Source organism: Croceicoccus estronivorus, assembly GCF_001625325.1.
GTDB classification, from domain to species: domain Bacteria; phylum Pseudomonadota; class Alphaproteobacteria; order Sphingomonadales; family Sphingomonadaceae; genus Caenibius; species Caenibius estronivorus.
The window spans coordinates 37,192-51,913 of sequence record NZ_JRQQ01000006.1 but is presented as its reverse complement, the minus strand read 5'-3'; the positions used below and the strand labels follow the sequence as shown (position 1 = coordinate 51,913).

The 14,722-nt window shown below is 60.8% G+C and carries 11 protein-coding genes; 9 read left to right on the top strand and 2 right to left on the bottom strand.

What is annotated here, in order from left to right; all coding sequences use genetic code 11:
* Positions 1-3: 3 nt before the first annotated feature.
* Positions 4-2,376, bottom strand: coding sequence for a 5-amino-6-(D-ribitylamino)uracil--L-tyrosine 4-hydroxyphenyl transferase CofH (gene cofH / locus MB02_RS10105; RefSeq protein WP_067537291.1), 2,373 nt, complete (start codon positions 2,374-2,376; stop codon positions 4-6).
* A 161-nt stretch (positions 2,377-2,537) separates the two neighbouring features.
* On the opposite strand from cofH, the gene MB02_RS10100 reads away from it, so the two are divergent.
* Genes MB02_RS10100 through MB02_RS10060 form a run of 9 tightly spaced genes read left to right on the top strand, consistent with a single transcriptional unit; the run spans position 2,538 to position 13,994 of the window.
* A complete protein-coding gene (locus tag MB02_RS10100) occupies positions 2,538-3,608 on the top strand; it encodes a phosphotransferase family protein (protein WP_067536581.1) in 1,071 nt (356 codons plus the stop codon).
* 1 nt (position 3,609) lies between these two features.
* Positions 3,610-4,347, top strand: a complete 738-nt coding sequence (locus tag MB02_RS10095; RefSeq protein ID WP_067536578.1) for an SDR family NAD(P)-dependent oxidoreductase — start codon at positions 3,610-3,612, stop codon at positions 4,345-4,347.
* A gap of 21 nt (positions 4,348-4,368) precedes the next feature.
* Complete coding sequence (locus MB02_RS10090; RefSeq protein WP_067536575.1) at positions 4,369-5,598, top strand: acyl-CoA dehydrogenase family protein; 1,230 nt, start codon at positions 4,369-4,371, stop codon at positions 5,596-5,598.
* Positions 5,599-5,623: 25 nt separating this feature from the next.
* A complete protein-coding gene (locus tag MB02_RS10085) occupies positions 5,624-7,159 on the top strand; it encodes an AMP-binding protein (protein ID WP_067536572.1) in 1,536 nt (511 codons plus the stop codon).
* Positions 7,160-7,161: 2 nt separating this feature from the next.
* The gene (locus tag MB02_RS10080; protein ID WP_235829484.1) at positions 7,162-9,267 is read left to right on the top strand and encodes a PQQ-dependent dehydrogenase, methanol/ethanol family; all 2,106 of its coding nucleotides are present in this window, start codon (positions 7,162-7,164) and stop codon (positions 9,265-9,267) included.
* Positions 9,254-11,329, top strand: a complete 2,076-nt coding sequence (locus tag MB02_RS10075; RefSeq protein ID WP_067536568.1) for a 3-hydroxyacyl-CoA dehydrogenase NAD-binding domain-containing protein — start codon at positions 9,254-9,256, stop codon at positions 11,327-11,329. Before MB02_RS10080 ends, MB02_RS10075 begins: the two co-directional genes overlap by 14 nt.
* Positions 11,329-12,474, top strand: coding sequence for a thiolase family protein (locus tag MB02_RS10070; protein WP_067536565.1), 1,146 nt, complete (start codon positions 11,329-11,331; stop codon positions 12,472-12,474). Before MB02_RS10075 ends, MB02_RS10070 begins: the two co-directional genes overlap by 1 nt.
* Positions 12,475-12,485: 11 nt before the next feature.
* Complete coding sequence (locus MB02_RS10065; protein WP_067536562.1) at positions 12,486-12,899, top strand: Zn-ribbon domain-containing OB-fold protein; 414 nt, start codon at positions 12,486-12,488, stop codon at positions 12,897-12,899.
* A gap of 6 nt (positions 12,900-12,905) precedes the next feature.
* Complete coding sequence (locus MB02_RS10060) at positions 12,906-13,994, top strand: SMP-30/gluconolactonase/LRE family protein (RefSeq protein WP_067536559.1); 1,089 nt, start codon at positions 12,906-12,908, stop codon at positions 13,992-13,994.
* Here MB02_RS10060 and MB02_RS10055 read toward each other — a convergent pair.
* Positions 13,958-14,620 (bottom strand): nuclear transport factor 2 family protein, encoded by a 663-nt coding sequence (locus MB02_RS10055; RefSeq protein WP_235829483.1) that lies wholly within the window; start codon positions 14,618-14,620, stop codon positions 13,958-13,960. The genes MB02_RS10060 and MB02_RS10055 overlap by 37 nt on opposite strands.
* Positions 14,621-14,722: the final 102 nt, after the last annotated feature.

Sequence of the window (14,722 nt, the reverse complement as noted above, 5' to 3'; positions counted from 1 at the left end):
CATTCAGGCCTTGCGGCGCGGTCGAGTCTGGTTGAGCGGCGCCAGTGGCGCACAGGCGTAGCCCTTGTGGCGAAGCACTTCGTCCACCGGGCCATAGAGTGTGGTGCGCTGGCGCGGGGTACGGCCTAGCGATGCGATCAATTGATCCATGGCTTCAGGCGGCATTTCCTGCCCGTGGGTCGTTCCGGCCGCGCGTGAGATGCTCTCGTTCATCAGGGTTCCGCCAATGTCGTTGGTACCCGATTGCAGACAGAGCGCCGCGCCCTGCGGGCCTAGCTTCACCCAGCTCGTCTGGATCGATGTGATGTGGGGGTGCAGCACCAGTCGCGCGACAGCGTGCATCAACCGCACTTCGCGCAAGGTCGGGCCGAGACGGGTCTGCCCGCGCAGAGAGATCGGAGCCTCCATATGCACGAATGGAAGCGGGACGAATTCCGTGAAGCCGCCCGTTTCCCGTTGCAGGTCACGAACGGCGATCAGGTGCCGCGCCCAGTGATGCGGTCGGTCGAGATGGCCGAACATGATCGTGGCCGTCGTCTTCAGCCCGACGCTGTGCGCGGTACGGACAACTTCCAGCCATTCGGCCGTGTTCAGCTTGTCCGGGCAGAGAAGCGCGCGCACTTCATCGTCCAGAATCTCTGCCGCCGTGCCGGGCAGGGTCCCGAGCCCTGCTTCTTTCAGACGGACGAGATAATCTTCGAGCGGGAGATTGAGCGTGGCAGCCCCATGCATGATCTCCAGTGGAGAAAAGGCATGGAGATGGATGTCCGGCACGGCGGATTTTACTGTCCGGGCCAGGGCAAGATAGGTTTCACCGGTATAACGCGGATGGATGCCGCCCTGCAGGCAGACTTCCGTCGCCCCACGGTCCCACGCCTCCCTTACGCGTCGGCCCACTTCGTCGTGATCGAGATCGTATGGGCGCCCGCGCAAGGCTTCGTCGGTGCTACCCTTGGAAAAGGCGCAGAAGCCGCAGCGGTAATTGCAGATATTGGTATAGTTGATGTTACGATTGACGACGTAGGTGATCGTGTCGCCGTTGACGGTGCGGCGCAACTGGTCAGCCATGTTCGCGACGAGTTCCTCGTCAGGGCCTCGTGCCTGGAACAGCGCGGTGATTTCGGCCTGGTCCAGCAGTTCTCCGGCACAGGCCTTGTCTACGATACGCGCCACTGCGGGATCGTGGACCCCTGCTGCGGAAGAGGCGGCACGTCGTTCGTCAGGCAGAGCCAGTCCCGGCGACCAGCGGTCGGATCGGGCCATTCCCTGAGCATCCGCAGAAGCACGTACCGACGCGTGCATTGCAGGGGAAAGCCAGTGTTCCGCATCATGCAGGAAACGCGGATAGATCGGCAGGCGTTGCACCAGCGTCCGCCCGTGCCGGGCCGTTGCATCGGCCAGCCGCTTCACATTGGGCCAGGGGCGTTCCGGATTGACATGATCGGGCGTAACAGGCGACACGCCGCCCCAGTCGTTTATCCCGGCGCCGATCAGTTCGCCGAAATCGTCATCCTGAAGATTGGGCGGGGCCTGAATGTTCATTCCCGGGCCGAGGATCAGGCGCGCACAAGCAATAGTCCACAACAGTTCATCACGCGAAGGTTCGGGCATATCCGCCATGGCGGTGCGAGGCTTGGCCCTGAAGTTCTGGACAATGACTTCCTGCACATGGCCATATCGGGCATGCAGATCCGCAATGGCCTGAAGTGCATCGAGCCTTTCCGCGCGGGTCTCTCCAATGCCGATCAGAATGCCGGTGCTGAAGGGGACGGACAGCTCCCCTGCAATACGTATCGTTTCCAGACGAGCAGCGGGCATCTTGTCCGGCGAGCGATAATGGGGCCCGCCTTTCTGGCAAAGCCGGTCGGAAACGGCCTCCAGCATCAGCCCCTGCGATGCGGAAACTTCGCGAAGCGCGGCCATGTCCTCGCGGCCCATCACGCCTGCGTTGACATGGGGCAGCAGGCCGGTCTCGTCCCGCACGGCTGCGCACATCTCGGCAAGGTATGACAAAGTGGAGGAATGACCGAGCGCATCGAGCGCAGTCCTTGCCGCAGGAAACCGCAGCTCGGGTTTGTCGCCCAATGTAAACAGGGCTTCGTTGCACCCTGCTTTTGCCCCTGCCCGCGCGATCTCGATCACTTGTTCGCGGCTCAGGTAGGGGTTCTCCCCCCGCTGCGGCGGTTGGCTGAACGTGCAGTAGTGGCAGTAGTTTCGGCACAGTTGCGTCAGCGGAATGAACACTTTGGAGGACCAGCTCTGCAGTGCCCCGTGCGCTGTGTCGCGGGCGGCTGCGGCCTGTTCCATCAGGCGGTGCAGAGGCATGGCGAGCAGCGCCGCGAAGTCCTGTTCCGATTTCCAGCCTGTCGTGATCATCCCTGCCCATCCTGCTCTGGCGGCATTGTTCCATTGGATGCACTCGCCATGCGGTGCTGCATTCAATGTGATTCCAATTTTCACTTGCTGAATCACATCGGATCAGGCATTCGTCAAGCGAATTATCCAAACGAATTAATCGTGCGTCTAATGGGATGAGGATGTCCGGAGCCATAGAACAAATTGATTTTCATGCGCTTGCGGCGTGGATGGATACCTGTGATCTGGGCTCCGGCCCGGTGCAGGATGTCCAGCTTCTGGCAGGGGGCTCTCAAAACATCCTGATTCGCTTTCGTCGTTCCGGTCGCGATTATGTTCTGAGGCATCCTCCCGCTCATCCTCGCCCCGAAAGCAATGAAACGATGCGTCGGGAAGCGCGTGCCCTCTCCGCTCTTGCCGGAACCGGGGTGCCGCATCCGGCCTTGATCGCCGCCTGCGATGACGAGACTGTGCTGGGGGCGGTATTCTACCTGATGGAGCCGGTCGAAGGTTTCAATCCGGCTGCCGGACTGCCGGACTTGCACGCCGGATCGGCCGCGATCCGTCACCGTATGGGCCTGTCGATGATCGAGGCGCTCGTTGCGCTGGCAAAGGTAGACTATCGCGCCGTCGGGCTGGAAGGCTTCGGCAAGCCGGAGGCTTTCCTGGAACGCCAGGTCGGCCGCTGGAAAAAGCAGCTTGCGGGTTACGCGCAGCTTGCGGGTTGGCCGGGTGCTCAGGCGCTCGGCGGTCTGGCCGAAGTTGCCGATTGGCTGGAGCGTAACCGCCCGGCCAGCTTCAAGCCGGGAATACTCCATGGCGACTACCATCTTGCGAACGTGATGTTTTGCCCGGATTCGGGGGAAGTCGCGGCGATCGTCGATTGGGAGCTGGCCACTGTCGGAGATCCGCTGGTTGATCTCGGCTGGATTCTGGCCACCTGGCCCGAGGATGGGGAAGAGCCGGTGATGAACATCCGGCCCTGGGATGGATTCCCCACGCAATCGGAACTGGTGCGGCATTATCGCGAATGTGCCGATCATGCCGATTTCGATGCAGGATGGTATGCCGTGTTCGGCTGCTACAAACTGGCTATCCTTCTTGAAGGAACATTTGCGCGAGCCTGTGCGGGCAAGGCGTCGCCCGAGATCGGTGACAAGCTGCATGCCCGGGCGAAATGGCTGATCGGGAGGGCATCGCGCTGGATTGCAGATGGAATGCCGTTCGAACGTGGGGCGGGGGGGCTTGGCTGAAATGAATGCACTGGATTTTTCTGGGCGCAGGGTGCTCGTGGTCGGTGGCTCCAGCGGGATTGGCAACGGGATCGCGCGTGCCTTCCATGCACAGGGCGCGCGGGTTCACGTGTGGGGAACCCGGTCTGACGCATCCGATTATGCTGAAGATGAAGGGTCGGACCTGGCCGGCCTTGGCTATACGCAAGTGGATGTCGGCAATACCGCCGCGATTGCTGCTGCGCCTGCACCTTTTGACGGCCTTGACATCCTGGTCCATTCCCAGGGGGCGGTGCGCTACCGGCGGGCCGAATTCCAGCCCGAGGGGTGGGATGAGGTCATGCGCATCAATCTCGACAGTGTGATGCATATCTCGCAACGCTTTGGCGACATGCTTGAGGCGGACGGCGGCGGCAGCGTGATTGCCGTCAGTTCGATCGGGGGGCTGCGCTCGGTCATGGGCAACCCGGCCTATGCTGCGTCGAAAGCCGGGGTCATCCATCTGGTCAGGACGCTGGGGCAGGCCTGGGCGCCACGAAACATTCGCGTCAACGGGATCGCTCCAAGTCTTGTCGATACCAAGATGACCAAAGTCACGATGGAACACCCGGATCGGCGTGACCGTGCGTTGACGAAGATTCCGATGGGTCGTTTCGGGACGGTCGAGGAAATGGCGGGCGTTGCCCTTTTCCTCGCTTCCCCTCTCGCTTCCTACGTTTGCGGCCAGACCATCGTTGTCGATGGCGGGCTGACCCTCTGACCAGTTGAAAGGACCGGCGTCATGGATTTCCAATACAGCGAGAAAGTCGAGGATCTGCGCGAACGGATCAACGCTTTCATGGATGACCATGTTTATCCCATCGAGCAGGAACGGGACCATTTCCATAATGACCCGGCCAATCTTTGGCAGGTCTGGCCGGGGACGGAGGAGATCAAGGCGAAGGCCCGGGAGCAGGGGTTGTGGAATCTCTTCTTGCCGCATGAATATGCACCGTGGTCGCCGGGGTTGAGCAATCTCGAATATGCGCCGCTGGCCGAATTGATGGGCAGAGTGATTGGCGCGTCTGAATATTTCAACTGTTCCGCCCCGGATACGGGGAACATGGAGATTCTGGCTCGCTATGCCAGCGAAGAACAGCAGGAGCGTTGGCTGCGCCCGCTGCTCAATGGAGATATCCGGTCAGCCTATGTCATGACCGAGCCCGGCGTGGCTTCCTCGGACGCCACCAACATTGCGACGACGATCGAACGCGACGGCGACGAATATGTCATCAATGGGCGCAAGTGGTGGATCTCTGGTGCGAAGGACCCGCGGTGCAAACTTTTCATCCTGTTGGGTCGCACACAGGACGACAGCAAGCCGCGCCATCAGCAACACAGCCAGATTCTGATCCCGGCAGATGCACCGGGAATCGAAATCGTGCGCCCGTTGCCGGTATTCCATTCGGTCCATTCCCCTGGCGGTCACTGCGAAATCGTGTTCGACAATGTCCGCGTCCCGGCTGAAAATCTCCTGCTCGGTGAAGGCCGGGGTTTCGAGATCGCTCAAGGGCGGCTTGGGCCGGGTCGTATCCATCACTGCATGCGCCTGATCGGGCAGGCGCAAAGGGCGCTCGAATATATGGCGCGCCGCGTGGACGAGCGGGTGGCATTCGGCAAACCGCTCTCTGCCCAGTCGAGCATCCGTCAGGATATTGCGAAGAGCTTCTGCGAAATTGAGCAGGCGCGGCTGCTAACCCTGAAAGCGGCAGATGCCATGGACCGTTATGGCAACAAGGTGGCCAAGGACATGATCGCCGCGATCAAGATCGTGGCGCCGGCCATGTCTCAGCGGGTCGCCGACCGTGCGATGCAGGCTTTTGGCGCCATGGGTTTCACAGGCGACACGCCGATTGCCGACGCGTGGCTGAACGCGCGTTACCTGCGCATGGCTGACGGGCCGGATGAAGCCCACATGTCGCAGCTCGGCAAACTGAAAATCGCCCAGATGAAGGAAATGCCCGTCCGCTGACGGACGGCAACGGGAGAGAAGCGCTGTGTCGCTTACGCTAGAAAATGTCGAGGAAGAACGCAGGGCCGAACCGGCTCTGGTGGATGAGCGTATCGCTCTCACCTGGAGCGAACTCGATCCGATCCTGAACCGGGCAGCGAATGCCCTGTCCATGGCTGTGGATGGAGAACGGCGGGCGGCCGTGTTTTCGTCCAACTGCGCCGAGGCGGTGATCGTCTACACGGCTGGTCTGGAAGGCGCCGTCTCGACTGTTCCGGTCAGCTATCATCTTACTGCCGGTGAACTGGCCTATATCCTGCGCGATTCCCGTGCATCTGTGCTGTTCGTCGGACCGAAAACGCTGTCCGTTGGTCTGGAAGCCGCGCGTGAAGCGGGGATCGGCACGGTGATCGGCTGGCGGTGCCCAACCACCGAAGGTGTTGCCGATTGGGAGGAATGGCTGGCCGCCGCCCCTGATGTGGCTCCTCCCGCAGAGGCGCAGCCAATGCCGCATTTGCATTATACGTCCGGTACGACCGGGACGCCGAAAGCGACTGAAACCCCGCCACAGTACTTTCCGCGCGTGAACACCGTGCAGGAACTGGCCGCGGTTTTGAAGGAGCGGCGCACACCCTCTCCTGGCCTGATCGTGGGGCCGCTTTATCACACTGGCCCGCTGGGTACGGCCCGCAACCTCTTCGCCGGATCGGCAGTGATCGTCAGCGAGCATTTCGATGCGGAAGATACGCTGGCCAAGATCGAGCGTTATCGCATTGCCGGTGCGGTGATGGTACCGACGCATTTCCAGCGGATGCTGTCTTTGCCTGCCGAAATTCGGGCGAAGTACGATATCTCGTCCATGCAGCGCCTTGCCCATACGGGTGCTGCCTGTCCGCGCGATGTGAAGCGATCGATGATCGAGTGGTTCGGTCCCGTGCTGGTCGAAGCCTATGGTGGCACCGAAGCGGGATCCACCACCTTCATTACCTCCCCGGAATGGCTGGAACGTCCCGGCTCGGTCGGCCGGGCATTACCGCCGTTCGAAATCGTAATTGTCGGCGATGATGGAAAACCTCTTGGCCCGGAGGAAGAGGGCCAAGTCTATTTCCGCGACACTACGGGGCGCGGGATCATCTACGAAGGCGATCCGGACAAGACGGCTGCGGCACACATTGAACCCGGCACCTTCACTCTTGGCGAGATCGGCTACGTCGATCGCGAAGGCTATCTGTTCATCACGGATCGTGCTTCGGACATGATCGTCAGTGGCGGCGTGAACATTTACCCGGCTGAAGCAGAGCATGTCCTGCTGCGTCACCCCGAGGTTGCGGATGTCGCTGTTCTGGGCGTTCCCAATGCGGAAATGGGGGAAGAGGCCAAAGCGCTGGTGATTCCTGCCGATCCGGCGAGCCCGCCTTCAGCTGAAGAGCTGGATGCATTCTGCCGGGTCGAACTTGCCGGCCTCAAGTGCCCCCGTTCCTATGACTTTGTCGATGACATCGGCCGGACGGTGATGGGCAAGGTCAACAAGAAGGCGCTTCGCCAGAAATACTGGCCGTCAGACCGGACGATCGGAGGTTGACCATGTCCTTGATCCGCATCTTTTTCGTATGCGCGGCCGCCATGGCGATGGCGGCCTGTTCTGGTGAGCCATCGAATTCCATAGATGTCTTTCCCGGTGTGGACGCGACGGAAGCTTCGGGTGATGACTGGCCGGATTATGACGGGCCAGGGACGGCGCATTACAGCCCGCTCGACCAGATCGACACCGGCAATATCGCAAAGCTGGGCCTCGTTTCCTTCACTGACATCGAAACGCCGGGCAACAGTTTCACAAACCCTATCGAAGTCGGCGGGACGATATACTTCGCAGCTGGGCTTAGTGTCGTGCATGCCGTCGATGCTGTGACCGGCGAGATGAAATGGCAATACGATCCCGACGTTGCGGCGGTCGCGGGCGACAAGATGAAAACTGCCTGGGGCAGTCGCGGGCTTGCCTATGCCAATGGGCAGATTTTCGTCGGAACGCTGGATGGCCGCCTGATCGCGCTCGACGCTGCGACCGGTAACGTCGCGTGGACCGCGCAGACCACCGAAGCTGACGATAAGCGCTACATCACCGGGGCGCCCTGGGTGTTCAAGGACAAGGTCGTTATCGGCCATGGCGGCGCGGATTTCGCGCCGACGCGCGGCTATGTCACGGCCTACGACCAGAAGACCGGGAAGCAGGCATGGCGATTCTACACCGTGCCCGGTAATCCGGAGGACGGGTTTGAAAGCAAGGCCATGGAAATGGCCGCGAAGACGTGGACGGGTGAATGGTGGCAGTACGGCGGCGGGGCGACCGTATGGAATGCCATGGCCTACGATCCCGAACTCGACCGGCTCTATATCGGCACCGGGAACGGGTCGCCGTGGAACCGCAAGATTCGCAGCCCCGGCGGCGGCGACAACCTGTTCGTCTGTTCGATTGTCGCGCTCAATCCCGACACAGGCGAATATATCTGGCACTATCAGACCAATCCCGGTGAAACCTGGGACTACAATTCGGCGATGGACATCGAGCTTGCCACGATGAAAATCGATGGCGAGATGCGGCCCGTTATCCTGCACGCGCCGAAAAATGGCTTTTTCTATGTGCTCGATCGCCGGGACGGGAAGCTGATTTCAGCGGAACCGATCGTACCGGTCAACTGGGCCGAGCGGATCGACCAGAAGACTGGTCGGCCCGTTGAAAATCCGCAGGCACGCTTTCCCGATGGCAAGGCGGCCATTGTCTATCCCTCCCCCTACGGCGCACACAATGTCGAGGCGATGTCGATCAACCCCCGGACCGGTCTGGTTTACATCCCGGCGATGGATCAGGGCCGGGTCTATGTCGATCCGCCCAACCTGGATGACTTCCATTACAATCCCGAACCGATCATCCGTAACAACGGCATTGGCACACCTCCGCCGGATCTGACCCCAAAAACGCCGAGCAGTTTTCTGCTGGCCTGGAATCCGGCGACGCAGAAAGAGGCGTGGCGTGTGCCCTATCCCACGATCCGTGGCGGCGGCGGCACTCTGTCGACGGCGGGCGGGTTGCTGTTCCAGGGCCGGGCAACAGGCGAGTTCAAGGCGCTGGATGCGCGGACCGGCAAGGAACTGTGGTCGTTCGATGCCCAAACCGCAGTGATGACCAACCCGATCACTTATCGGATCGATGGGAAACAATATGTCAGCGTGATTGTCGGCGCGCGTTTTCCGACCGGGCTCGGCCTCGAGCGTGAGTGGGATTACCGGACCCAGCATTGGCGGCTGCTGACCTTCGCATTGGATGGCGATGCAGCGCTGCCCCCCGCCGATACCGAGGTGCTGCCCTTTGCCGACGACCCTGCAATCACGATTGATGCGGACAAGGCAAAGGCAGGAGCTGTGCTTTTCGGGCAGAAGTGCGCGCTGTGCCATGGCGGCAATGCGGTGTCCGGCGGAGCGGCGCCTGATTTACGCCGTTCGATGATCCCGCATGACGGGGCGATTTTCGCCCAGGTTGTGCGCGAAGGCCTGCTGCTCAGCCGCGCAATGCCGAAATTCGACGATCTTTCCCCGGCAGAGACAGCAGAGATCCGCGAATACCTTCTCCAACGCGCACGCGAATCCGCGCGTGCTGAAAAACCGCAAAATGGAATGTCCGATGCAGGTCAATGACGTAACCAAGCTTGAAATCGAAGGTGGGATCGGAGTCATCACCGTGAATTCGCCGCCGGTGAACGCCTTTTCGGCTCCGGTGCGACAGGGCGTCGCTTCTGCTCTCGAACAGGCGCTCGCCAACGAAGCGGTGAAGGCGATCGTCCTGATATGCGAGGGACGTACCTTCTTCGCCGGAGCTGACATCAGCGAATTCGGCAAACCGGTGATCGAACCCAGCCTGCGTGACATGCAGGCAATGATCGAAGCGGCATCGAAGCCGGTCGTGGCGGCAATTCACGGTACGGCGCTGGGCGGGGGGCTCGAAACCGCGCTGGTGTGCCATTACCGCATGGCCGTGCCTTCTGCCCGGCTTGGCCTGCCTGAAGTCAATCTGGGCCTTCTGCCGGGTGCTGGTGGGACACAGCGATTGCCGCGTGTTGTCGGTGTTGAAAAAGCGCTCGAACTCATGACGAGTGGCCGCCAGATCAATGCCAAGGAAGGATTGGCCACAGGTCTTCTGGATGAACTGGCGGACGAAGGGGCCTTGCGCAAGGACGCGGTCGCGTTCGCGCAACGCATCGCTGCCGAAGGCAAGCCACTGGTGAAAGTCCGGGATCGCAGCGAAAAGCTTGATGAAGCGAGAGCGAACTCCTCTGTCTTCGCGGATTTCCGCAAGGCTAACGCGCGCAAGTTCCGAGGTTTCAAGGCACCGGAAAACATTATCCGCTCGGTCGAGAATACGCTGAGCCTGCCATTCGATGAAGGCATGGTGCAGGAACGGGCCCTGTTCAACGAATTGATGGCCGACAGCCAGTCGGCCGCGCTTCGTCACGTGTTTTTCGCGGAACGTACGGCTGCGAAGGTGCCCGATATCGGCAAGGATGTTGATATTCTGCCGATCGAAAAGGTCGCGGTGATCGGCGCCGGGACCATGGGCGGCGGTATTGCGATGAATTTCGCCAATGCCGGTATTCCGGTAGTGCTGGTGGAGACGACGCAGGAGGCGCTGGAACGGGGCCTCAAGGTCATTCGGAAAAATTACGAAACTACCGCATCCAAGGGCAAGATGAAGCTGGAGGATGTAGAGCGGCGAATGGCGTTGCTCCAACCGTCGCTGACCATGGCGGACGTCGCAGACGCCGACCTCGTGATCGAAGCCGTATTTGAAAACCTCGATGTGAAGCGCGAAGTGTTCGCAAAGCTCGACGCGGTTGCGAAGCCCGGTGCGATACTCGCGACCAATACCTCCTATCTGGATATTGACGACATCGCCGCCGCAACCGCATGCCCGGAAAGCGTCATCGGGCTGCATTTCTTCTCGCCAGCCAATGTCATGAAGCTGCTGGAGATTGTCCGCACAAAAGATACTGCGAAGCCGATTGTCGCAACGGCGGGCAAGCTTGCAAAGACCATCGGCAAGATCGGGGTGACGGTGGGTAACGGTTTCGGCTTCGTCGGCAACCGCATCCTTGCGGCGCGCAATGCGCAGTCCGACCAGCTTGTGCTGGAAGGGGCCACGCCTGAACAGGTGGACAAGGCGCTTTATGACTTCGGGTTCCCGATGGGCCATTTCCAGATGCGTGATCTGGTCGGTCTCGATGTCGGATGGAACCGCGAAACGACATCGTCTGCAAACGTACGTGAAATACTGAACGAAATGGGGCGCCACGGCCAGAAAACCGGCGGGGGCTATTACGATTATGATGAAAAGCGTCGCCACACGCCGTCCCCGGTTGCGCTGAAAGTGATCGAGGATTTCGCGGCGAAGCAAGGGATCGCCCGGCGCGAAATCGGTGAGCAGGAGATACTCGACCGCATCCTCTATGCCATGGTCAATGAAGGGGCGAAGATCCTTGAAGAAGGGATCGCAGCCAGGGCTTCGGACATCGATATCGTATGGGTCACCGGATATGGTTTTCCGAAATACCGGGGCGGGCCGATGTTCTGGGCCGATCTTCAGGGTGTGCCCCAGGTCCTGCAAAAGCTGAAGACATTGGAACAGGCGCACGGTGATGCGTTCACGCCTTCGCCGCTGATCGAACGGCTGGCGGCCGAAGGCAAGAGCTTCGGAGAGGCGTGATGAAAGGTGGAATGGTTGCGATAACAGGGGTGGGCGAAACACCGTTTCTGCGCCGCTCGGAAGAGCCGTTGATGCAGATGATGGTTCGCGCGTGCCTCGCTGCGATTGCCGATGCGGGACTGAAACCCTCCGACATTGACGGCTATATCGGTAATCGCATGACGCCGGGATCGGACGATCTCGGCCCCCTGATCGGCATGACCGATCGCGCCTTTACCGCTGTCACTGACGTGGCAGGAGGCACGGCGCCAGCGGGACAGGCGCTGATCCTCGCGCAACTGGCAATAGAGGCTGGCCTGGCCCGGCATGTAATCATTCCTTATGGTATCCAGTCGACCAAGCCCGGCGGGGTATATGGTTTCCATGCGAAAGAACCGCTGAAGGCGGCGCTGGAAATGCCGGTCGGGTTCTTCGGACAGCCAACGTACTTCGCGTCGATGGCCAACCGGTATGCCTATGATCACGGGTTGAGCGAAGAGGAATTGGCCAGCGTGCCGATCACCTATCGCAAATGGGCGGAAATCACGCCCTGGGCCCAGCGGCGGGAACCGATGGGGATCGAGGAATATCGCCAGAGCCGGATGATTTCTACGCCATTGCGGGCGGTCGATTGCTGCCTGACGACTGACGCGGCCTGTGCCTACATCGTCAGCGCGGTGGAGCGGGCGAAGGATCTGCCGCATCCCGTGGTGCAGGTGCAAGGTGTCGGGGTTGGAACGAACAACTTCCCGCATGGGGTGTTGTTCACCCAGAATCCCTGCACATACGAATATCCGGGCGAAGCCTCCGCAAAGAAGGCCTATACGATGGCCGGTGTCGTCCCGGCGGATCTCGATCTGGCGCAAGTGTACGACGGCTTTTCCATTTCCGCCATCGTGCAGACGGAGATGCTCGGTCTGTGTGGACGCGGGGAAGGGGCGAAGTTTTATGCCGCTGGCCACGCGCTGCCGGGCGGCAGAATGCCGGTGAACACCAGTGGCGGCCATATGTCGGGCGGTTATGTCCCGGGAATCAATCTGCTGATCGAGGGTGTGAGGCAACTACGCGGCGGCCAGGGTGAACGGCAAGTGCCCGATGCGCGGCTGTGCGCTGTGGCGGGCCTTGGCGGGAACAGTCATTCCACCACCATTCTCGCGCGCGATTGAGGAGGCGTACAATGGGCATTCCCAATTATCCGATCCACCTCGACGACCCGCAACTGCAAGGGTTCTATGATGGCCTTGCCATGGGGGAACTGCGACTGACCGCCGATCCGGATACAGGCGAGTGGGTATGGTATCCGCCGGAGGTCGTTCCCGGCAAACCGGACACGGTTCTCGAATGGCGCCCGGTTTCGGCGCAGGGTACGTGCTACACCTTCACTACGGTGGTTCGATGTCTCCTGCCGGGGGATCATGCGACGGAAGTACCGTTTACAGTGGTTCTGTTCGAAAGCGACGATGCACCGGGGTGCCGCGTTCCGGGGGTATTGGTGGATGATGACGGGGTGGAGCCCGCGTGCGGGATGCGCTTGCGTTTCAGGCCAGTCCCCGTGGGCGATCATGTGATTGCCGGTTTTGCGCCGGTTTGATCCGTGATGCTCCCGTCCAGTCGGCGACTGTTTCTGAAAGCGATAGCCGGGCTGGCCCTGTCATCGACTGCAGCATGTGCCGCAAGGCGATGGGTTGGGAAGGAGGATGGGCTGATCGCAAATGATCCCGATCCCCTGCTGATCGCTGATTTCACCATTGCGATAGAGGGGTTGGACAAGGCCGAAGGCATTGCCATTGACCGCACCGGCAATGTCTATCTGTCGCAGCATAACGGAATTGCGCGCTGGACTAAAGAAGGCGGACTGGCAGCAGTGGGCTCTGCGCAATCGCCGGCCGGTATCGCACTGGATCGGCAAGGGGGGCTGATTATTGCTGGCATGGGGCTCCTGCACCATGAGGCCGGGCCGTTACAGCGAATGGACCTGTCCAGCGGACAGACGCATGTGCTGGTCGATCAGATCGGGGCAAGGCAATTGGTCGCATCCAATTTCCCGGTCGTTGCGCGCGGGGGTGCTATCTATTGCAGCCATTCGAGTTGGGGACCGGCCCAGAATATCGGGCGCAGTGTCGGCAATGGTTTCATCTACCGTTATCAGGACGCGACTGTGGAGGTCGTGGCCGATGGGCTGCGCGGCGCCAACGGCCTGTGCCTGGATGCCGATGAAGCCCATCTTTATTGCGCACTGACCGCCGAAGGCCGGGTGCGCAGGTGGAAACGAACTGCGGATGGTCGGCTGACCGATCCCGAAGACTATGGCCCCGCACTGGGTGCTGTGGTGCCTGACCACATGATTGACGCCATTCGCGCGATGCCGGCTGATGAGCGCGCCGAGCTAGGATATTGCGATGGGCTGGCATTCGATCGTTCAGGCAATCTCTGGGTCACGTTGCCCTTTGCCAACCGGCTGGTGGCGATCACACCGGATCGGCGCCTCGTGCATATCGCTCACGATCCGGCGGGAGATACCATTTCCATGCCGACGAACATGGCCTGGGGTGGTCCTGACGGGCGGACTCTGCATGTCGTGAACAGGGGAACCGGAATGGTTGCCGTGGCACGCACGGCAACCGCTGGCATTTCGCTTGCGGCGGGCCCTTATTTGCCCGCGCGGAACGCTTCCAGCATCTTGTAGTAATCGTCATCCTTGTCGCGGCCGCTGTGCATGCCGGCAGGCCAGTCAGCATAGGGACTGGGCGCAGGAATCGGAGCCGCGGTAAGATCCGAAAGCCCGCGCCGGCGGATGATTTTCCACACTCCGTCGCGCCGTTCGAAAAGGTCGAGATAGCGGCCTTCCATGAACGCGTCTTCTTCACCCGAGCCATCCTTCGCGTCACGCCGGTGATGCGCGAGATAATAGCATTCGCTGAACGCACGATCGCCATCGACCTGTATCGACACGTTGGTGATGAAATGGGCGGCGTGCTTCAGCGTGGCGATGATCTTGGCGGCATAGCCGACGAAGTCATAACTGAGGCCTTCGAAGCGGCCATGCTTGTGCGTCGATTCAGGCCAGAAACAGTTGCGGACCATATCGGGATCGTTGCGATCGTTGCCCCGCGCATATGCGAACAGCACTTCCTCGATTTGCCAACGCGACATCAATTGATCCACGCGCGTGTCGACGGGGGCTGGCGCAGTTTTCGCCTGTGCGGTGCCATAGCTGCCCGCAGCGACTCCGACTGCGAGGAGCGCGCCCAGGGCTGTGCGGCGATCGCCTGTGCTCTCTGCAGAAGGCTTCGTGGAGTTGTGTTTCATCATCCTGTCCCTTTTCCGGTTGGCGGTTTGCCCCGCGGCAAATGCGTTGAAGCATCTTTGACTGCTTGACACCATATGAAATCTGCACCACCGTGCAAATATGTC

What these genes read in the sequence shown, in the direction of transcription:
- cofH (WP_067537291.1), bottom strand. Translation starts at nt 2,376, where the DNA reads ATGATCACGACAGGCTGGAAATCGGAACAGGACTTCGCGGCGCTGCTC.
- MB02_RS10100 (WP_067536581.1), top strand. Translation starts at nt 2,538, where the DNA reads ATGTCCGGAGCCATAGAACAAATTGATTTTCATGCGCTTGCGGCGTGG.
- MB02_RS10095 (WP_067536578.1), top strand. Translation starts at nt 3,610, where the DNA reads ATGAATGCACTGGATTTTTCTGGGCGCAGGGTGCTCGTGGTCGGTGGC.
- MB02_RS10090 (WP_067536575.1), top strand. Translation starts at nt 4,369, where the DNA reads ATGGATTTCCAATACAGCGAGAAAGTCGAGGATCTGCGCGAACGGATC.
- MB02_RS10080 (WP_235829484.1), top strand. Translation starts at nt 7,162, where the DNA reads ATGTCCTTGATCCGCATCTTTTTCGTATGCGCGGCCGCCATGGCGATG.
- MB02_RS10075 (WP_067536568.1), top strand. Translation starts at nt 9,254, where the DNA reads ATGCAGGTCAATGACGTAACCAAGCTTGAAATCGAAGGTGGGATCGGA.
- MB02_RS10070 (WP_067536565.1), top strand. Translation starts at nt 11,329, where the DNA reads ATGAAAGGTGGAATGGTTGCGATAACAGGGGTGGGCGAAACACCGTTT.
- MB02_RS10065 (WP_067536562.1), top strand. Translation starts at nt 12,486, where the DNA reads ATGGGCATTCCCAATTATCCGATCCACCTCGACGACCCGCAACTGCAA.
- MB02_RS10060 (WP_067536559.1), top strand. Translation starts at nt 12,906, where the DNA reads ATGCTCCCGTCCAGTCGGCGACTGTTTCTGAAAGCGATAGCCGGGCTG.
- MB02_RS10055 (WP_235829483.1), bottom strand. Translation starts at nt 14,620, where the DNA reads ATGATGAAACACAACTCCACGAAGCCTTCTGCAGAGAGCACAGGCGAT.